Below are 19,385 nucleotides of genomic sequence, written 5' to 3'. Positions count from 1 at the left end.
CCCAGGCGCCCTCCGGCGGCACCTCGATCTTCGACACGTCCTCGCCGCGTAGCTGCGTGATGCGCCCGCGCAGCATCGGCACGTCGGTCAGGGTCGAGCCCGGCGCGAGTTCGGCGACCCTCGTGCGGAACGGCTCGACCTCGGCGGACTGGATGTCGACGAAGAAGAAGTTCGGCGCGCGCGCCGCCAGGGTGCCGCCGATCTCGCTTCGAAGATTGCGATCGATCGAGGCGAGCGTGACGAGGAGCGTCAGCCCGAGGCCGAGCGACAGGACCACCGAGGCCGTCAGCGCGCCGGGACGATGGATGTTGCCGATCGCGAGCCGCAGCGGCGTCGAGCGCACGCGCGGCAGGCGCGCCGCGCCCCAACGGATCGCCATCGCCACGAGGCGCAGGATCACGAACGCGACGCCCGTCGCCACGAGGAACACACCGGCCACCCGCTTGTCGCTCGACATCACGAACGCCAGCGCGGCGATCGCGGCGGCAAGGCCTAGCGCCGCAGCGGCATAGGCCCAGCGCATGCGAAGACTTCCCGGCCCGTCATTGGCACGGAACAGCGCCGTCGCCGCGATGTCGCGCGTGCGCCCGAGCGGCAGGATCGCAAAAGCGAGCGCGGTGAGATAGCCGAACAACGCACCAAGCAGCAGCGCGCCGGGATAGATCGAAGCTTCGGCAGCGATTGGGATATGGGCTTCCAGAAAGCGCGCGGCGAAGAACGGCGCCGTCGCGCCGAGGAAAAGCCCGAGCACGATGCCGACCGTCGAGAGGATCAGGATCTGCACGAGATAGATCGTGACCACGAAGCGGCCGCTGGCGCCCAGGCTCTTGAAGGTCGAGATCACCGTGCGCTTGGAATCGAGATAGGCGGCGACCGCGTTGGCGATGCCCACACCGCCCACCACCAGCGCGGTGAGGCCGACGAGGGTCAGGAACTGCGAGAAGCGCTCGATGTTGCGCTGGAGCGAGGGCGCGGCCTCGCTGGCGTCGCGGATGCTCCAGCCGGCCTGCGGAAAGCGCTGGTTGGCCTCGGCCTTCACGGCGTTCGGGTCGGTCCCCGGGTCGGCGAAACGGAGCTTGTAGTCGTATTCGACGAGCGAGCCCGGCTGGACGAGCCCGGACGAGGCCAGCGCATCCAGCGAGACCAGAAGGCGCGGGGCGAAGTTGAAACCGTCGGACAGAACGTCCGGCTCGCGGGTCAGGACGCCGCGCAGTTCGATCTCGATATTGCCGAGGAGAATGGTCGCGCCGGGCACGATGCCGAGGCGATCGAAGAACTCGGGCGCGGCGAGCGCGCCGAAGCGGCCGTTCCGCTCGGCCAGAAGATCGGGCAGCGGCGTGGCCGGCTCCGAGCCGATCTCGCCGTAGAGCGGGTAGAGCCCGTCAACCGCCTTGACCTCGCTCAGCGTCTGGTTGGAGCCGTCGGGCAGGCGCGCCATCGAGCGCAGCGAACCGATCTCGGCGACGGTGCCGTAGCCGGCGATCCAGGCCCGTTCCTCCGGGCTCGCCTGACGCTGGTTCAGGCCGAAGCGCATGTCGCCGCCGAGGATCGTTCGGCCCTCGCGCTGGATGCCGGTCGTCATCATCTCGGACACGGAATTCACCGCGGCGATCGAGGCGACGCCAAGCGTCAGGCAGGCGAGGAAGATGACGAAGCCGCGCAGGCCGCCGCGCATTTCGCGCAGGGCGAAGCGGAGCGCGAGCGCGAAACCGGCCGACGGGCGCGCGGGGGGCGCGGCTGCGGTCACTGCGCGGCTTCCGCAAAGGCTGTGGCCGACGGGGCCGACCCGCGTTCGATGACGCCGGATCGCACGGCGACCTCGCGCCCGCAGCGCGCGGCGAGCGTCTTGTCGTGGGTGACGAGAATCAGCGTCATGCCGCGCCGGGCCTGCTCGGAGAACAGGAGATCGGCGACCTGCGCACCGGTCTCGCCGTCGAGATTGCCGGTCGGCTCGTCGGCGATCAGGATGTCGGGCTCGGGCGCCAGCGCCCGGGCGAGCGCCACGCGCTGCTGCTCGCCGCCCGACAGCTCGCCGGGATAGTGCGTCACGCGCTGGCCAAGGCCGACGGCGGCAAGCTCCCGCTCGGCGCGCGCGAAGGCGTCGGAGACGCCGGCAAGTTCCAGCGGCACGGCGACGTTCTCGAGCGCCGTCATGTTGGGAATGAGATGGAAGGACTGGAAGACGATGCCGACATGACGCCCGCGAAAAGCGGCGAGCTGGTCCTCGTTCATCGGGCCGAGCGCCTGACCCGCGATCTCGACGAGGCCGTCATCGGCGCGCTCGAGACCGGCGAGAACCATCAGCAGCGTCGACTTGCCGGAACCCGAGGGGCCGACGATGCCCACGGATTCGCCCCGCGCCACGTCTAGGTCAATGCCCTTCAGAACATGCACCGCGCTGCGGCCCGTTCCCAGCGTCAGTTGAACATTTCGTAACCGGACCGCTGCTTCAGCCAAGGCGACGCCCTTCCTATATCGTGCTCGGACAAGCGCCTCGGGCCCGCATTCCGGCGAGCGGGGCGTCCTGCCGCAACGCGGAATATGGGTGGCCCATGCAGCGCTTCCAATCGCTTCTCGCCTTCGTGACGATCGGTCTCGGTCTGGCGCTCGGCGCGCCGGCCCGGGCGCAGGAGGGTGCTCCGCAGGTCGTGGCCTTCGGCGACAGCCTGTCGGCGGGCTACGGCGTCGGGCCCGGCGAGTCCTTCCCCGACCAGCTTCAGGCGGCCCTGAACGCGGCCGGGCATCCGGCGCGCGTCGTCAATGCCGGCGTGTCCGGCGACACCACGACCGGAGGCCTCGCCCGGCTCGACTGGTCGGTGCCGACGAGCGCCAAGGTCGTGATCGTCGAACTCGGCGCCAACGACGCGCTGCGCGGCGTCAGCCCCGACGTGACGCGTGCCAATCTCGATGCGATCCTGACCAAGCTGAAGGCGCGGCCGAACACGCAGGTGCTTCTCGCCGGCATGATCAGCCCGCCCAACATGGGCGCGGACTACGCCGCGAAGTTCAACCCGATCTACGGCGAGCTCGCCGCCAAGCACGGCGTGCCGCTCTACCCGTTCTTTCTCGAGGGTGTCGCCGGCAACGGCAGCCTGAACCAGGCCGACTACATGCACCCGAACGCGCAGGGCGTGGCGGTGATCGTCAAGGGCATTCTGCCGCAGGTGATCGAGGCGCTGGAGGCGAGCGCCCGCGCGCAGGGCTGATACGGCCCGCGGCCATCGCCCGGTGCATCGCAGCAACGCCGGGGCCGCTTCTGTGCAGAAGCCTCGGCCAAGCCTTGAAGTCCACGATCCGTGATGAAAGTTTCGATGGGGTAAGGCACTTGGTCGCGTTTGCGTGACAGGCAGGCGCCTGGTCTCGAGCGTGGCCCCGAACGGGAAGGATCGTCCAATGCCGAGACTGTTCACCGCCCTCGAAATTCCGCGTGACGCCGCGATGTCCCTGTCCTTCCTGCGCGGCGGCCTGCCTTCCGCCCGCTGGATCGAGCCTGAGAACTACCACCTCACGCTGCGCTTCATCGGCGACATCGAAGCGCGCCTCGCCGACGAGATCGTCGGCGCGCTCGACCGCGTCTCGCGTGCCCCCTTCCCGGTGACGCTGCGCGGCCTCGGCGCGTTCGGCGGCAAGAAGCCGCATTCGGTCCATGCCGACGTCGAACCCTCGCGGCCGCTCGACCACCTTCAAGGCGAGATCGACCGCATCCTGCAGCGCCTCGGCGTTCCCGCCGACCCGCGCCGCTTCACGCCCCACGTGACGCTGGCGCGCCTTCGCAACGGCAAGAGCGAGGAGGTCGCGCACTATCTCGCGCTGCGCGGCGGCTTTCGCGCGCCGACGTTCCAGGCCTCGCGCTTCGTCCTCTTTTCGTCGAAAGATTCGGTCGGCGGCGGTCCCTACGTGATGGAAGAGGCCTTCCCGCTCGACGCCCTGCCCAGCCAGCGCGACGCGGGCACCTTGGCGATGGCCGCCCGCTGACGGCAAACCCCGGCCGGTTTGAAACCCGGCCGGGGCCGCGCCATATCGGCGGGCGCGGGGGCCATCGATTTCGAGGAGACGGGCATGACGAGCGAAGGCGGGCCGATCGCCGGCAACACAGTGGGCGAGACCGGCACCACGACCCTCGGTGCCCCGGACAAGGTGCTGGTCGGCGAGATCCTCCTGCCCGGCGACGAGGCCGAACAGGCCCGGCAGGAGCGGCGCGTGCGCAAGGGCTTCCTGTCGACGCTGAAGCGCGCTGCCCGGCACATCCCCTTCATGGAGGACGTCGTCGCCTCCTATCACTGCGCACTCGACCCGCAGACCCCGGCGGCCTCGCGCGGCATTCTTCTGGCGGCCCTCGCCTATTTCGTCCTGCCCTTCGACGTCGTGCCGGACTTCATCGTCGGCCTCGGCTTCACCGACGACGCCGCGGTGCTCCTCGCCGCCTTCACGGCGGTCCAGAAGAACATCCGGCCCGAGCACTACGAGCGCGCCCGCGACACGCTGCGCGACGAGGGCGACGAGGCGGCACGCTCGGCCTGAGGCGGCACCGACCGCTTCGGCCGAGCCGCCCCGGCGGTCCCACTATCGCCCCAATCGTTCCGTCCTCGTCCGCAAGGTCGCTCGTGGGCGGACCGCAGCCGCGCCCGGTCGTTTGCCGGAACGCGATGAAGTGTCGAATGCGTGTTCGGGACTTTCCGGTTCGTTTACCCTGTGGAAAGGCTTATCGCCCAACCTGCGGCCACGAGCACGTTCGACCCGTCGAGGGTCGTGCGTCCAATGGCATTGCGACCAAGCGGGGAACACGAACTCCATGAAACATGCTCTGACGGCGGCGGTGGCGATGGTGGCGCTCTCCAGCGTGGCGTCTGCCGCCCAGACCCCGACCCGCGTGAACCAGTTCAACGACTGGGGCAGCTACTCCTACGACTCCAGCGGCTCCAAGGTCTGCTACATCCTCTCGACGCCGAAGACGAAGCAGCCGGCGAGCGTCGACCACGGCGACATCTTCTTCCTGGTCTCGCAGAAGCCCAGCAACAAGAAGGCCTACGAACCGCAGGTCGTTATGGGCTATCCGATGAAGGACGGCTCCAAGGTGACGGTCGACATCGACGGCAAGAAGTTCACGCTGTTCACGCGCGGCGAGAGCGCCTGGGTCGAGAACGCCGCCGAGGAGCCGCAGCTGGTCGCCGCGCTGAAGTCCGGCAAGGCGATGAAGGTCGATGCGGTGTCGCAGCGCGGCACGGCGACCAACTACACCTATTCGCTGTCGGGCGTGACGGCCGCAATCAACTCGCTAGCGAACTGCAAGTAAGCCGTCGACCGACAGGCTTGAACGATACGAGGCGCCGAGCCGACCGGCGCCTTTTTTCGTGTCCACGTATGGCTGCATGGCAGGCAATCGCGGCCAAGCTCTTGCGAAAGCGCGCGGTTCGGATCATTTGAAACCGATCCAGACGAAACGCAGAACGAAAAGCGGGGCAGATCGTAGTCTCGCGCGGGCAAGGTGCATCCATGAGCGTGTCGATCGATCTCACGACTGCGGCGCAGGCCGTGCGCCCGAGCGCGATGCCGGCCGCCGCCCCCGCCAAGCGTTCCCTCCTCGGCCTGTCGCGCGAGGACATGGGCGCGGCGCTGGTCGAAGCCGGCATTCCCGCCAAGCAGGCCAAGATGCGCGTCCAGCAGCTCTGGCACTGGCTCTACGTGCGTGGGGTCAAGGACTTCGACGAGATGCGCAACGTCTCGAAGGACCTGCGCGCGACGCTCGACCAGCATTTCGAGATCGCGCGGCCGGAGATCGTCGAGGAGCAGATTTCCGTCGACGGCACGCGCAAGTGGCTGTTCCGCTTCCCCTCGCGCGGTGCGGGGCGCCCGGTCGAGATCGAGACCGTCTACATCCCCGAGGAAGGCCGCGGCACGCTCTGCGTCTCGTCCCAGGTCGGCTGCACCCTCACCTGCACCTTCTGCCACACCGGCACGCAGCGCCTCGTGCGTAACCTCGAGCCGTCCGAGATCGTCGGCCAGGTGCTGACCGCGCGCGAACGGCTCGGCGACTTCCCCGACGCCTCGACGCCGCAGGGCGCGATCGTCCCCTCCGAGGGGCGCCTCGTGTCGAACGTCGTGATGATGGGCATGGGCGAGCCGCTCTACAATTACGACCACGTGAAGTCGGCGCTGGCGGTCGTGTCGGATGGCGACGGTCTGGCGCTGTCGAAGCGCCGCATCACCCTGTCGACCTCCGGCGTCGTACCGATGATCGAGAAGACCGGCGAGGAGATGGGCGTGATGCTCGCCATCTCGCTCCATGCGGTGACGGACGAGCTGCGCGACGTGCTCGTGCCGATCAACAAGAAGTACCCGATCAAGGCGCTGATGGACGCCTGCCGCGCCTATCCCGGCCTCTCCAACGCGCGCCGCATCACCTTCGAATACGTAATGCTGAAGGGCGTCAACGACAGCCTAGCCGACGCGCGCGAGCTCGTGCGGCTGCTGAAGGGCATTCCGGCCAAGATCAACCTGATCCCCTTCAACCCCTGGCCGGGCAGCCCCTACGAGTGCTCGGACTGGGACCAGATCGAGCGCTTCGCCGATCTCGTGAACCAGGCCGGCTACGCCTCGCCGATCCGCACGCCGCGCGGCCGCGACATCTTCGCCGCCTGTGGCCAGCTGAAGTCGGAATCGGAGCGCATGAAGCGCGGCGACCGGCTGGCGCTGGAGGCGGCGGTCGCCGGGTGAGATCCCCCTCGGCCGGCTCGGCGCGCCTCCCGTGATCCAGGTCCTGCGCTTCCTCTTCCTGATCCCGACCGGCTTCGTGCTGGCGTGCTTTGCCGCGAGCTTCGCGCTTCTCTGGCCGTTCATCGATCTGCCGGCGTCCGCGAGCGTCGATCCGTTCGTCTGGACGGAACTCGTCTTCGGCTACTTCGCGCAGGCCGCTCAAGTTGGCACGCTGGCGCTCGTCCCCTGGGGCCTCTTCATGGTGCTGACCGAGGCGCTCGGGCAGCGCTCGCTGATCCTCCATGCGGCGGCGGGGCTCGCCGGCGGCTTTGCCGCCGCGCGCATTCCGCCGGGCGCGGGAAGCGCGGCGCTGGAGACGGCGATGATCGTCGCGGGCCTTGCCTTCGGCCTCGTCTACTGGATCGTCGCCGGGCATGGCGCAGGCCGCTGGCGTCGGCGCGACACCCCTTCCCTTCCCCCGCAGACGTGAGAGCTCGCCGCATGGCCCGACGCCCCACCAATCCCCGCGATGCCGCCGAGGCCGCCTTCAAGGCCGCGACCACCAAAGCGCCCGAGCGCGTGCGCGAGCCCGTCGCCATTCCCGGGCGGCGCGAGCAGGTGACGCTTCGTGTCGATTCCGAGGTGCTGGAGTGGTTCCAGGAGGAGGGCCCCGGCTGGCAGGACCGCATGGCCGACGCCCTGCGCAAAGCGGCCGGCAAATAGACACGCCGCCCTTGGCAAGGGGCGCGATCGTGCCAATTCGCCGGGCATGATCACGGTCCATCACCTGAACAACTCGCGCTCGCAGCGCGTCCTCTGGCTCCTCGAGGAGCTTGGCGTGCCCTACGAGGTCAGGCGCTACGAGCGCTCGAAGAGCCTTGCCGCGCCGCCCGAGTTGAGAAGGGTCCACCCGCTCGGCAAGTCGCCGGTGATCACCGAGGGCGACCTCACGCTGGCCGAGACCGGGGCGATCGTCACCTATATCGCCGAGACCCACGGCCGAGGCCGGTTCCAGCCCGAGTCGGACTCGGCCGACTGGTGGCGGATGCAGCACTTCCTGCACCACGCGGAGGGCTCGGCCATGCCGCCGCTTCTGATGAAGCTCGTCTTCGCGCGGATTCCGTCGGAGGCGCCCTTCGTCGTGCGGCCGGTGGCCAGAGCCCTGATGAAGGGCGTCGACACCCACTTCATCGCCCCGCGCCTCGCCGACCTCCTCGACTACTGGGATGCGTCCCTCTCCGGGACCGGCTGGTTCGCCGGCTCGGAGCCGACGCTCGCAGACGTCATGATGAGCTTTCCGCTGGAGGCGGCCGGCGCGCGCGTCGGCTTCGGGCAGCGCCGCCATCTGCGGGCCTTCGTCGAGCGCATCCATGCGCGGCCTGCCTTCAGGGCGGCGCTGGAGCGCGGCGGGCCCTACGCCTACGCCTGAAGCGTTTCAGCGCTAGGCGACGAGGATGGTCCCGCTCGCGATCAGGGCGATGCCGGCCCAATTGGCCGCGCTCAGGCGTTCCTGAAGGAAGCTGACGCCGAAGACCGCGACCAGCACCACCGACAGCTTGTCGATCGGCGCGACCTGCGCCGCCTGGCCGAGCTGCAGCGCGCGGTAGTAGCAGAGCCACGACGCCCCGGTCGCCAGCCCCGACAGCCCGATGAACGCGAGCGAGCGGCCGGGAAGATCGGCGGGCGAGCGCCAGTGACCGCCAGCCGTCACCACCGCCGCGATCAGCGCGACGATGACGAGCGTGCGCAGGAAGGTCGCGTAGTCCGACTGGACGCCGGTGACGCCGATCTTGCCGAACACCGCCGTCAGAGCCGCGAAGGCCGCCGAGGCCAGCGCCCAGCCGAGCCAGCCCATCAGGCGCGGGCGAGAAGGATGTGGATCGCGAAGGCCGAGAAGACCGAGGCGAACAGCCAGTCGATGAAGCGCATCACCGCCGGCTTGCCCTTCAGGGTCGCCGCGATCCGGTCGGCCGCGAAGATCATCGCGACCGTGATCGGCGTCGCGACGAGGATGAAGTAGACGCCGAGGAAGAAGAGCTTCGAGCCCGCGTGCGGATCGCCGACGGCGACGAACTGCGGCAGGAAGGTCACGAAGAACAGGATGATCTTGGGGTTGAGGAGATTGATGCCGATCCCCGTCGCCCAGTTGGCCGCGAAGGACTGCGGCGGGGCCTTGGCGCGCTCCACCGAGAGCGAGGAGCCGTGACGGATCGCCTGGACCGCGAGCCAGACGAGATAGGCCGCGCCGACGACCTTGAGCGCCAGGAACGCCTCGGGCGAGGCGGCGATCAGCGCCGACAGCCCGACGGCGGCGAGCGTCGTATGGATGAGCGAGCCGGTGCAGGCGCCGCAATAGGCCGCGAAGCCGGCGGCGCGCCCCTGCGCGAGCGTGCGCCCGAGAAACAGCGTCATGTCCGGCCCCGGCGTGATCGTCAGCACGATCGCGGCCACCGTGAAGGCGAGAAGCGCGGACAGATCCGGCAGGAAGGTCATGCGGCCTCCGAGAGCATGGTCCGCACGCGTGGTGCGGGTCGGCATTTCCAGGGTCGAACGCGTGCGATCGCCACGGCTGTCGCAGGGCCTTCATCCGGGGATCACTCCTACGTCATCCCCTGCCCCTAGGAAAGATCGATCGGATCCATCGCCGGCGACCGGCCGGGCATCGGGAGGACTGTCGTGATCGCAGCCACGCGGCGCGAACGGGCGATGCCCTGCGCGATGACCTTCTGCCTCGAGGGCCTCCATCGCCGTCCGCACGCCGCCGGCCGCACCCGCGCATCGCCGGAGTTGCCGCTCGTGGCCGCGCTCGTCGCGGTGAGCGGCCTCTTCTACGCGGCACCCGGCCTCGACCTTGCCGCATCGCGCGTCTTCGCATCGGCGGCGGGCGGGTTCCCGCTCGCGGACTCGCCCGGCCTCCTGGCCCTGCGCGATCTGAACCGGGCGCTGCCGGCCTGGATCGCCCTCGCCGTCGGATTGGACTTTCTCGCACGCCGGCTCGCACGGCCCGGACGAGCCGCATGGCTGCCCCGGCCGTCCGCCATCCTCGTCGTTCTCGGGACCTATGCCCTCGCGCCGCTCGGCGTCGTCCATCTCCTGAAGAACACCTTCGGTCGCGCCCGTCCGCACGACGTCGTCGCCTTCAGCGGCGACCACGTGTTCACGGCCGTCTGGCAGGTCTCGCAGGCCTGCGCGCGCAACTGCTCCTTCTCCTCGGGCGAGGCCGCATCGGCCGCCGTGCTGCCGGTCCTGATGCTCCTCCTGCCCCGCCGGTGGCGGCTGGCGGCGCTCGTCCTCCTCGTGCCCTTCGCGGTCGCCGCCTCGGTGAACCGGATCGCCTTCGGCAGTCACTTCCTCTCGGATGTCCTCGTCTCGTGGCTCTTCGTCGCGATCGGCGCGGCGGTGATGCAGCGTCTGGTGGCGCGCCGGGCGGCCGGGATCGACGCTCGCGCGGACGCCGGGGCGCGGGCGCTCGCCAAGCACCTCGGAGCACTTGAGGCCGCGGGGCGCTCTTCCTTCGTTCCCGGCGCTTTGTTAAGAGCGCCCGACGGACGTCTCGGGGCCTGGCATCCCGCGCGACGTCGTCGGCGTCCGCATCTGGGGGCGCGATCGTCCACTATCCGGGATCATTCCGAAGCATGGCTCTTCCGCGCGACGTCAAGAAGGTCGTTCTCGCCTATTCCGGCGGCCTCGACACTTCCATCATCCTGAAGTGGCTCCAGACGGAGCTCGGCGCGGAGGTCGTGACCTTCACGGCCGACCTCGGCCAGGGCGAGGAGCTGGAGCCGGCGCGCCGCAAGGCCGAGATGCTTGGCATCAAGGAGATCTTCATCGAGGACGTGCGCGAGGAGTTCGTGCGCGACTTCGTCTTCCCGATGTTCCGCGCCAACGCGGTGTACGAGGGCGTCTATCTCCTCGGCACCTCGATCGCGCGGCCGCTGATCTCCAAGCACCTGATCAACATCGCAAAGAAGACCGGCGCCGACGCCATCGCCCACGGCGCGACTGGCAAGGGCAACGATCAGGTCCGCTTCGAGCTGTCGGCCTATGCGCTGAACCCCGACATCAAGATCATCGCCCCGTGGCGCGATTGGGCGTTCAAGTCGCGCACCGACCTTCTCGACTTCGCCGAGAAGAACCAGATCCCGGTCGCCAAGGACAAGAAGGGCGAGGCACCCTTCTCCGTCGACGCCAACCTCCTGCACTCGTCCTCGGAGGGCAAGGTGCTGGAGGACCCGAGCGTCGAGGCGCCGGAATACGTGCACATGCGCACGATCTCGCCCGAGGCCGCGCCCGACAAGGCGACCGTCATCACCGTCGGCTTCGAGCGCGGCGATGCCGTGTCGATCAACGGCGAGCGCCTGTCGCCCGCCTCGCTGTTGGCCAAGCTCAACGACTACGGCCGCGACAACGGCATCGGCCGCCTCGACCTCGTCGAGAACCGGTTCGTCGGCATGAAGTCGCGCGGCGTCTACGAGACGCCGGGCGGCACGATCCTGCTGGCCGCGCACCGTGCGATCGAGAGCATCACGCTTGACCGGGGCGCGGCGCACCTCAAGGACGAGCTGATGCCGCGCTACGCGGAGCTCATCTACTACGGCTTCTGGTTCTCGCCGGAGCGCGAGATGCTGCAGGCCCTCATCGACCGGAGCCAGGAACACGTCGAGGGCGAGGTGACGCTGAAGCTCTACAAGGGCAACGTCATGGTCACCGGCCGCACCAGCCCGAAGTCGCTCTATTCCGACAAGCTCGTCACCTTCGAGGACGACCAGGGCGCCTACGACCAGAAGGACGCCGCCGGCTTCATCAAGCTGAACGCGCTGCGCCTACGCACGCTCGCCAAGCGCAACGGCCTCTGAACCGAGCCGAGCAGAGATGACGAGGGCTGGCGGAGCGATCCGCCGGCCCTTTTTCGTTGCGGCCGGTTCCGGCCGCCGCCCCTTTCCATCGGCCCGCCGCACCCCCACCTTGGGGAAAATCATATGGAAGGCGAACGATGATCCCCTATTCCGTTCTCGACCTGTCGCCCATTCCCGAAGGCGGCACGGCAGCCGACGCGCTGGCCAACTCGCTGGATCTCGCGCGCCAGACCGAACGGCTCGGCTACAACCGCTACTGGCTGGCTGAGCACCACAACATGACGGGCATCGCGAGCGCCGCGACGGCGGTGGTCATCGGGCATGTCGCGGCCGGCACGAAGACCATCCGCGTCGGGTCGGGCGGCATCATGCTGCCGAACCATGCGCCGCTGGTGATCGCCGAGCAGTTCGGCACGCTGGCGACGCTCTATCCCGGCCGGATCGACCTCGGGCTCGGCCGCGCGCCCGGCACCGACATGATGACGGCGCGCGCGCTGCGCCGGAACCTCGAGAGCGCCGACAACTTCCCGCAGGACGTCTTGGAACTGATGGCCTATTTCGCCGATGCCGAGCCGAACCAGCGGCTGCGCGCGGTGCCGGGCGCGGGAACCCATGTGCCGGTCTGGATCCTCGGCTCCAGCCTTTACGGCGCGCAGCTCGCCGCCCATCTCGGCCTGCCTTATGCCTTCGCCTCGCATTTCGCCCCGCAGGCGCTCGACGATGCGGCCGAGATCTACCGGCAGACCTTCCGTCCGTCCGAGGAACTCGACAGGCCGCACTTCATGCTGGCGATCAACGTGTTCGCGGCCGACACCGACGCGGAAGGGCGACGCCTCCAGTCCTCGATGCAGCAGGCCTTCGCGCGGCTGCGCTCGGGCCAGCCGGGTCCGCTGCCGCGGCCGGTGGACGATATCGACGATGTCTTGGAGCCCGGCGCGCGGGCGATGGTCGACGAGGCGCTGCGCGTGTCGGTGGTCGGCGGGCCGGACCGCGTGCGCGACGGGCTGGAACGGCTGGTCGACCGCTATCGGCCGGACGAGGTGATCCTGACCGGCCAGATCCACGACCACGCGTCGCGGGTGCGCTCCTTCGCGCTGGCCGCCGAGGCGATGCAGGCGATCGGCAGCCGACCGCTGGCCGCGGCCGCCGAGTAAAGGATCAGGCGGCGGCGTCGGGCTTCGGCGCCGTCGTGCACAGGAGGTTGATCGGCTCTTCCAGCTGGGGGTCGTTGCTGAGGTTGGCGCGGATCGCCCGCAGCACCTCGCCGGCCACCTGGATCTGGTCCGGCGACAGCCCCTGCATCGCGGAGCCGTAGATCTGGTCGAACAGCGGGTCGAGCTCGCGCATGATGCGGAACGCCTCGTCGGTCGGCTCGATCAGCTTGGCCCGGCGGTCGTTCGGGTCCATGGCGCGGCGGATCAGCTGGCGCGCCTCGAGGCGGTCGAGATAGGCCGAGAGCGTCATCGGCTCGACGCCCATGCGCTCGGCGAGGATCGCCTGGCGCGAGCCGCGGAAGCGGATCACATGGCCGAGGGCGCGGATTTCACCGGGCGTGAGACCAAGGCCGTTTTCCGCGATGGTCTTTTCGAAATATTGTCGAAAGAGTCGCGACGTGTCGCCGAGAAGAAACCCGAATGCATTTCCCATCGTCAAGTCTGGCACTGACCGCCGCCTTCTTCATAACCCAACGTCCGGCCCTGCTTTTGCCGGGGCGGGAAGTCCTTGATCTCGCGAAACCGTGTCCTTCATTCGATGGCCACGGGCAAGGGATGATTCTTTAAAAATGGTTCCAACAATGACAGAATCACAGATCGAAGCGTTCGATTCCCGCTTTGCGTTCCCGGGCGGCCACAAACTTCCGGACTTCGCCGCCCTGTCGCCCGAGGATTTCTCCACCTCCTTCGATCGCGCGATGAAATCGCATGCGACGGAAATCGACGCAATCGCCGAGGACCCGTCGGAGCCCGATTTCGAGAACACGATCCTCGCGCTCGAGCGGGCCGGACGCCCGCTCGCGCGCGTGGCGGCGCTGTTCTTCACGCTGGCCGGCGCCAACACCAACGAAGGCATCCAGCGCGTCGAGCGCGAGGTCTCGCCGAAGCTCTCCCGCCATGGCTCGCGCATCTCCCTGAACGCCGAGCTCTTCGCGCGGATCGATGCGCTCTTCGAGCGCCGCCACGAGGCCGGCCTCGATGCGCAGGCCCTGCGCCTCCTGGAGCGCACCCATTCGGGCTTCGTTCGCTCGGGCGCGAGGCTCGAAGGCGAGGATCGCCAGCGGTTCGCCGACATCAACGCCCGGCTCGCCGAACTCGGCACTCGCTTCTCGCAGAACGTCCTCGCCGACGAGAGCGCCTATGCCCGACCCGTCGCGGAGACCGACCTCGCCGGCCTGCCGCCGTTCCTGGTCTCGGCGATGGCGGACGCAGCCGAGGAGCGCGGGCTCGGTGGACATGTCGTCACGCTGTCGCGCTCGATCGTCGTGCCGTTCCTGACCTACTGCCCGGACCGCGCGCTGCGCGAGGAGGTGTTCTCGGCCTGGACGCGGCGAGGCGAGCGCGAGGGCGCGACCGACAACCGGCCGGTGCTGGCCGAGATCCTCGCGCTGCGGGCGGAGAAGGCGAAGCTCCTCGGGTTCGCGTCGTTTGCGGACTACAAGCTCGACGACACGATGGCCAAGACCCCCGACGCCGTGGAAGCGCTGCTGCGGCGTGTGTGGGACAAGGCGCGCGAACGCGCGACGGGCGATGCGCAGACGCTGGCGGCGCTTGCCGCCAGCGAGGGCGACAACGCGCCGCTCGCCGCCTCCGACTGGCGCTACTATGCCGAGAAGCGGCGGCAGGCCGAGTTCGCGATCGACGAGGGGGCGCTCAAGAGCTTCTTCCAGCTCGACCGGATGATCGATGCCGCCTTCGACGTCGCGGGACGCATCTTCGGCCTCACCTTCGAGGCGCTGCCGGACGTTCGCGCCTGGCACCCGGACGCGCGCGTCTGGCTGGTGCGCGACCGGGACGGCGCGGAGCGCGGCCTCTTCATCGGCGACTATTTCGCCCGCACCTCCAAGCGCTCGGGCGCCTGGATGAGCGCGCTTCGTTCGCAGCACAGGATCGACGGCGGCCAGACGCCCGTGATCTACAACGTCTGCAACTTCGCCAAGCCCGCCCGGGGCCAGCCGGCGCTCCTGTCGGTGGACGACGCGCGCACGCTGTTCCACGAGTTCGGCCACGCGCTGCACGGGCTCCTGTCGGATGTCACCTACCCCTCGCTCGCCGGGACGGCGGTCGCGCGCGATTTCGTGGAGTTGCCCTCGCAGCTCTTTGAGCACTGGCTGACGGTGCCCGCGATCCTCGAGCGCCACGCGCTGCATGCCGAGACCGGCCAGCCGCTGCCGGCGGACGAGGTGAGGAAGCTCGAGGCCGCACGCACCTTCGATGCCGGGTTCGACACGGTGGAGTTCACGGCCTCCGCTTTGGTCGACCTGCTGTTCCACCGCGAGGGCGAAGCACCCACTGACCCGATGGCGCGCGAGGCCGAAATCCTCGACGGGCTCGGCATGCCCCGGCAGATCGTCATGCGCCACCGCTCGCCGCACTTCGCCCACATCTTCTCGGGCGACGGATATTCGGCGGGCTACTACTCCTACATGTGGTCGGAGGTTCTCGACGCCGACGCGTTCGAGGCGTTCGGCGAGGCCGGCGATCCGTTCCACGGGGAAACCGCGCGTCGCCTGCGGGAAAATGTATACGCCGCCGGCAATTCGGACGATCCGGCCGCGCTCTACGAGCGTTTCCGGGGCCGTGGGCCGGACCCGGACGCCCTGATGCGCAAGCGCGGTTTCGCCGCCTGACAAGGGGCACCTTTCGCAATCGCGAAAAATTCGTTATGGACGGCCCAATGACCGCGACGTCCTTGGGCCGTTTCTTTCGAGACGCGCCTCCAAACGCGTTTCAACCCCTTTCGGTGACCTGACACATGAAGCTCCGCAACATCGCGATCATCGCGCACGTTGACCATGGCAAGACGACCCTGGTCGACAAGCTCCTCGCCCAGTCGGGTTCGTTCCGCGAGAACCAGCGCACCGAAGAGCGCGCGATGGACTCCAACGACCTCGAAAAGGAGCGCGGGATCACGATCCTCGCCAAGGCCACCTCGGTGGAGTGGAAGGACACGCGGATCAACATCGTCGACACCCCGGGCCACGCAGACTTCGGCGGCGAGGTGGAGCGCATCCTGAACATGGTGGACGGCGCGGTGATCCTCGTCGACGCCTCGGAAGGCCCAATGCCGCAGACGAAGTTCGTGCTCGGCAAGGCCCTCAAGGTCGGCTTGAAGCCGATCGTCGCGATCAACAAGATCGACCGCCCGGACGAGCGTCACGAGGAAGTGCTGAACGAGATCTTCGATCTCTTCGTCAACCTCGACGCCACCGACGAGCAGCTCGACTTCCCGGTCCTCTACGGCTCCGGCCGCGGCGGCTGGATGGCGGAAGCCCCGGACGGTCCGCAGGACAAGGGCCTAGAGCCCCTCTTCGACCTCATCGTCAAGCACGTTCCCGAGCCGGACACCGCCGGCAAGGACGAGCCGTTCAAGATGATCGGCACGATCCTCGAGGCCAACCCGTTCCTCGGCCGCCTCATCACGGGCCGCATCCAGTCCGGCTCGATCAAGCCGAACCAGACTATCAAGGTCCTGAACGGCGAGAGCCAGCAGCTGGAAACCGGCCGCATCTCGAAGATCCTCGCCTTCCGCGGTCTCGAGCGCACGCCGATCGACTACGCCGAGGCCGGCGACATCGTCGCCATCGCGGGCCTGCAGAAGGGCACCGTCGCCGACACGTTCTGCGATCCGTCCGTGACGGAGGCGCTGAAGGCCCAGCCGATCGACCCGCCGACCGTGACCATGAGCTTCATCGTCAACGATAGCCCGCTCGCGGGCACCGAGGGCGACAAGGTGACGAGCCGCGTGATCCGCGACCGTCTCCTCAAGGAGGCCGAGGGCAACGTCGCGCTCAAGATCGAAGAGTCGGAGGACAAGGACTCCTTCTTCGTGTCGGGCCGCGGCGAACTGCAGCTCGCCGTCCTCATCGAGACCATGCGCCGCGAGGGTTTCGAGATCGGCGTCTCGCGTCCGCGTGTCGTGATGCAGAAGAACGAGGAGACCGGCGAGACGCTGGAGCCGATCGAAGAGGTCGTGATCGACGTCGACGAGGAGCATTCGGGCGTCGTCGTGCAGAAGATGAGCGAGCGCAAGGGCGAGATGAAGGAGCTGCGCCCGTCGGGCGGCGGTCGCCAGCGTCTCGTGTTCCACGCGCCGACGCGCGGCCTCATCGGCTACCAGTCGGAGCTTCTGACCGACACCCGCGGCACGGCGATCATGAACCGCCTGTTCCACTCCTACGCCCCCTACAAGGGCGCGCTGGCGGGCCGCACCAACGGCGTTCTCATCGCCAACGCGTCCGGCGAAGCGGTGGCCTACGCCATGTTCAACCTCGAAGACCGCGGCCCGATGATCATCGATCCGGGCGTCAAGGTCTACGAGGGCATGATCATCGGCATCCACAGCCGCGACAACGACCTCGAGGTGAACGTCCTCAAGGGCAAGCAGCTCACCAACATCCGTGCCGCCGGCAAGGACGAGGCGGTGAAGCTGACGACCCCGATCCGCATGACGCTCGACCGCGCCCTCTCGTGGATCCAGGACGACGAGCTGGTCGAGGTGACGCCGAAGAACATCCGCCTGCGCAAGCTCTATCTCGACCCGAACGAGCGCAAGCGCTTCGAGAAGAGCCGCAAGGTCGCCTGACCGGCGGACGAACGAGACGGACGAATTCGAAGGGGACGCGGGCGACCGCGTCCCCTTTGTCGTGAAGGCTGTTCACGACTTCATCATTTTGATGATTCCTTCATCATTTCGAGGAACGGCGACTGCTGCCTCCCGTTCTTGCGACAAGGAGGAAGCGCCATGTCGTATCTGTCGCCCGAAGGCCGCGAGATCACCGCCAGCAACGACCGCCAACCCACGGACATGAACCGTGACGTCTGGACCTCGATGCTCAACACGCACGGGTCCGATTCGTCTCTCCAGCCGACGCAGGGCATGCCCTGGCTGTTCCGCCAGCCGCCGCGCCTGCGCCAGCCGCACGCCAAGCTTTGATCTCACGGCCTGCGGGCGGTTCGAAGGAAAGCTGACGAAGAACCCGCGGCGCCCGGGCGCCAGCGGCCAGCTGGAAGGGCGGAGCCGAGACCGGCGCCGCCCTTTTGTCGTCTCAGCCGGCGCCCCAGAGCTTGGGGATCTGCTGGCCGAGCGTCAGGATCGACAGGAAGCCGAACAGGAGAAAGCCCCAGGCGAGCGCTGCGATGCGGCCGACGCCGGGACGAAGCTCGGGCACCAGAAGCCTCCGGTTGAGGAGGATGAGGAGGCCCGAGTAGATGAACATCATCAGACCGCCCGTGCAGGCCGAGATGACGAGCAGCACCAGCGGCTGCGTCAGGCCGAAGAGCAGCACCGCGATGCCGATCGCGACGAGCCCCCACACGATCCAGAAATAGAGACGGCTCTCGTTCGCGCCCCGCACGTAGGTCGTGCGCAGCACGTCGGCGGACAGGCGCGCCGTGTAGTCGACGATGCCGGTCGCCGCGCCGAACAGCGAGAAGGCGCCGATGAACCAGAACAGCGCGCCGAACCAGCCGCCGACCTTGTCGGCCAGCACGAGACCCTCGCTCTGCACGAAGGCCACCGAGTTGGGGAGCCCGTCCTGCCCGTAGACCGTGGCGTAGGCGAGAAGCGAGGTGAAGGTGATCGTGATGAAGGTGATCAGCACGAAGGTGACGAGCTGCTCGACATTGGCAAAGCCCCACCAGCGGTGCCAGCGCGCCATGTTCTCCGGCGTCGGCTCGAAGACGAAACCGGTGGACGGCGCGGCCTCCGGCTCGCCGGTGACCGGGCTCATGATGCGCGGCACGTATTTGCCCATGCCGAAGCCCTTGTCGCGGATCCAGTTGGACTGGCAGAGGTTCTGCCCGCCGCCGGCGCCCGCGAAGGCCAGCGCGCCCAGAAGAAGCGCGAAGCCGAGTTCGGTCGGGATCTTCGCGGTGGTCACGATCTGAGGCAGTGCCGCCCAGTCCTCCGCGGTGATGACGAAGAAGGCGGCGATCAGGATCAGGATGCCGACCGCGGCGACCTTCACCATCTGCAGCCGCTCCAGCATGACGTAGACGACCGGGGCGAGCGTCAGGATGAGACCGATCACGAGGAGCATGCCGATCGCGATCCAGCGCGGCTCGCCGCCAACGATGTAGGACAGCATGGTCGCCGAACTCGTCGCCCAGCCCGGCCAGAGGTTGGCGAAACACGTCATCAGGGCGAACACGAGCCCCCAGTGCCGCCAGAAACGGCTGAAGCCGGTCAGCACCGTCTCGCCTGTCGCCAGCGTGTAGCGCTCGATCTCCATGTTCAGAAAGAACTGCGTCATGACGCCGACGAGTGCCGCCCAGACGAAGGCCATGCCGACCTGGCTGGCGATATAGGGATAGAGGATGAACTCGCCCGACGACAGGCCGACGCCGGCGGCCACGATGCCGGGGCCGATGAGCTTGGCGGTGTTGGCGGGTGCGGGCGGCAGCTCGCGCACCTCGGGACGGCCGAGCACGCCGGTCGGGAAGAGGTCGGCGGCCGAACCGCGCGCCTCCCTTGTGAAATCAGACATCGTCCCTCCTGCTTACGATCGTCCGCAGCCTGTGCGGCAGACGGTCCCCACCGTCAACACGAGAGGAGATAGGGCGCGGGCGCCCTGAAGGCCGGTCTCTCGCGATCTTGATGCCGCCGGCCGGCGCCATAGGT

At 68.4% G+C, this 19,385-nt stretch carries 20 protein-coding genes; 14 read left to right on the top strand and 6 right to left on the bottom strand.

Annotation, left to right across the window (positions count from 1 at the left end):
* Both QZ753_RS06245 and QZ753_RS06240 read right to left on the bottom strand, forming a co-directional pair.
* The coding region (locus QZ753_RS06245) for an FtsX-like permease family protein (protein WP_294641963.1) at positions 1-1,747 on the bottom strand (1,747 nt) is incomplete at its 3' end.
* Positions 1,744-2,457, bottom strand: coding sequence for an ABC transporter ATP-binding protein (locus tag QZ753_RS06240; protein WP_294641961.1), 714 nt, complete (start codon positions 2,455-2,457; stop codon positions 1,744-1,746). The genes QZ753_RS06240 and QZ753_RS06245, both read right to left, overlap by 4 nt.
* A gap of 95 nt (positions 2,458-2,552) precedes the next feature.
* Here QZ753_RS06240 and QZ753_RS06235 point away from each other — a divergent pair, with 95 nt between their 5' ends.
* The 8 genes from QZ753_RS06235 to QZ753_RS06200 all read left to right on the top strand — a co-directional run bounded on the left by QZ753_RS06235 (position 2,553) and on the right by QZ753_RS06200 (position 8,122).
* Positions 2,553-3,206, top strand: a complete 654-nt coding sequence (locus tag QZ753_RS06235; RefSeq protein ID WP_294641960.1) for an arylesterase — start codon at positions 2,553-2,555, stop codon at positions 3,204-3,206.
* Between the two features lie 187 nt (positions 3,207-3,393).
* The gene (thpR, locus tag QZ753_RS06230) at positions 3,394-3,975 is read left to right on the top strand and encodes an RNA 2',3'-cyclic phosphodiesterase (RefSeq protein ID WP_294641958.1); all 582 of its coding nucleotides are present in this window, start codon (positions 3,394-3,396) and stop codon (positions 3,973-3,975) included.
* Between the two features lie 84 nt (positions 3,976-4,059).
* Positions 4,060-4,521, top strand: a complete 462-nt coding sequence (locus QZ753_RS06225; protein WP_294641956.1) for a YkvA family protein — start codon at positions 4,060-4,062, stop codon at positions 4,519-4,521.
* 271 nt (positions 4,522-4,792) lie between these two features.
* A complete protein-coding gene (locus tag QZ753_RS06220) occupies positions 4,793-5,293 on the top strand; it encodes an invasion associated locus B family protein (RefSeq protein WP_294641954.1) in 501 nt (166 codons plus the stop codon).
* Positions 5,294-5,547: 254 nt separating this feature from the next.
* Complete coding sequence (gene rlmN / locus QZ753_RS06215) at positions 5,548-6,714, top strand: 23S rRNA (adenine(2503)-C(2))-methyltransferase RlmN (RefSeq protein WP_294641968.1); 1,167 nt, start codon at positions 5,548-5,550, stop codon at positions 6,712-6,714.
* Positions 6,715-6,745: 31 nt separating this feature from the next.
* Positions 6,746-7,183 (top strand): hypothetical protein, encoded by a 438-nt coding sequence (locus QZ753_RS06210; RefSeq protein WP_294641952.1) that lies wholly within the window; start codon positions 6,746-6,748, stop codon positions 7,181-7,183.
* Positions 7,184-7,194: 11 nt separating this feature from the next.
* Positions 7,195-7,416, top strand: a complete 222-nt coding sequence (locus tag QZ753_RS06205; RefSeq protein ID WP_055892774.1) for a BrnA antitoxin family protein — start codon at positions 7,195-7,197, stop codon at positions 7,414-7,416.
* 46 nt (positions 7,417-7,462) lie between these two features.
* Positions 7,463-8,122: a glutathione S-transferase gene (locus tag QZ753_RS06200; protein ID WP_294641949.1), complete on the top strand. Its 660-nt coding sequence runs from the start codon at positions 7,463-7,465 to the stop codon at positions 8,120-8,122.
* A 12-nt stretch (positions 8,123-8,134) separates the two neighbouring features.
* Here QZ753_RS06200 and QZ753_RS06195 read toward each other — a convergent pair whose 3' ends face one another.
* Positions 8,135-8,548 carry an EamA family transporter gene (locus QZ753_RS06195; protein ID WP_294641947.1) on the bottom strand — a complete coding sequence of 138 codons (414 nt, stop codon included), beginning with the start codon at positions 8,546-8,548 and terminating at the stop codon, positions 8,135-8,137.
* Complete coding sequence (locus tag QZ753_RS06190; protein WP_294641945.1) at positions 8,548-9,186, bottom strand: LysE family translocator; 639 nt, start codon at positions 9,184-9,186, stop codon at positions 8,548-8,550. Before QZ753_RS06190 ends, QZ753_RS06195 begins: the two co-directional genes overlap by 1 nt.
* Positions 9,187-9,369: 183 nt before the next feature.
* Between QZ753_RS06190 and QZ753_RS06185 the strand changes: the two genes are divergently transcribed.
* From QZ753_RS06185 to QZ753_RS06175, 3 genes are all read left to right on the top strand, one after another.
* Positions 9,370-10,401, top strand: coding sequence for a phosphatase PAP2 family protein (locus tag QZ753_RS06185; protein ID WP_294641943.1), 1,032 nt, complete (start codon positions 9,370-9,372; stop codon positions 10,399-10,401).
* Positions 10,329-11,549, top strand: a complete 1,221-nt coding sequence (locus tag QZ753_RS06180) for an argininosuccinate synthase (protein ID WP_294641941.1) — start codon at positions 10,329-10,331, stop codon at positions 11,547-11,549. Before QZ753_RS06185 ends, QZ753_RS06180 begins: the two co-directional genes overlap by 73 nt.
* Before the next feature lie 137 nt (positions 11,550-11,686).
* The gene (locus QZ753_RS06175; protein WP_294641939.1) at positions 11,687-12,703 is read left to right on the top strand and encodes an LLM class flavin-dependent oxidoreductase; all 1,017 of its coding nucleotides are present in this window, start codon (positions 11,687-11,689) and stop codon (positions 12,701-12,703) included.
* Positions 12,704-12,707: 4 nt separating this feature from the next.
* On the opposite strand, the gene QZ753_RS06170 is transcribed toward QZ753_RS06175, so the two are convergent.
* Complete coding sequence (locus QZ753_RS06170; protein WP_294641937.1) at positions 12,708-13,196, bottom strand: MarR family winged helix-turn-helix transcriptional regulator; 489 nt, start codon at positions 13,194-13,196, stop codon at positions 12,708-12,710.
* A 148-nt stretch (positions 13,197-13,344) separates the two neighbouring features.
* On the opposite strand from QZ753_RS06170, the gene QZ753_RS06165 reads away from it, so the two are divergent.
* The 3 genes from QZ753_RS06165 to QZ753_RS06155 all read left to right on the top strand — a co-directional run bounded on the left by QZ753_RS06165 (position 13,345) and on the right by QZ753_RS06155 (position 17,699).
* On the top strand, positions 13,345-15,393 hold the full coding sequence (locus QZ753_RS06165) for a M3 family metallopeptidase (protein WP_294641935.1): 2,049 nt from the start codon (positions 13,345-13,347) through the stop codon (positions 15,391-15,393).
* Positions 15,394-15,518: 125 nt separating this feature from the next.
* Positions 15,519-17,348: a translational GTPase TypA gene (typA, locus tag QZ753_RS06160; protein WP_090961604.1), complete on the top strand. Its 1,830-nt coding sequence runs from the start codon at positions 15,519-15,521 to the stop codon at positions 17,346-17,348.
* A gap of 159 nt (positions 17,349-17,507) precedes the next feature.
* Complete coding sequence (locus QZ753_RS06155) at positions 17,508-17,699, top strand: hypothetical protein (RefSeq protein WP_294641931.1); 192 nt, start codon at positions 17,508-17,510, stop codon at positions 17,697-17,699.
* 112 nt (positions 17,700-17,811) lie between these two features.
* Here QZ753_RS06155 and QZ753_RS06150 read toward each other — a convergent pair whose 3' ends face one another.
* Entirely contained in the window at positions 17,812-19,251 is a 1,440-nt protein-coding gene (locus QZ753_RS06150) for an Nramp family divalent metal transporter (protein ID WP_294641929.1), read from the bottom strand.
* Positions 19,252-19,385: the final 134 nt, after the last annotated feature.

Source organism: uncultured Aureimonas sp. (genome assembly GCF_913775355.1).
Taxonomy (GTDB): domain Bacteria; phylum Pseudomonadota; class Alphaproteobacteria; order Rhizobiales; family Rhizobiaceae; genus Aureimonas.
The sequence above is the reverse complement of the archived record's forward strand: the minus strand, read 5'-3'. Positions and strand labels throughout refer to the sequence as shown.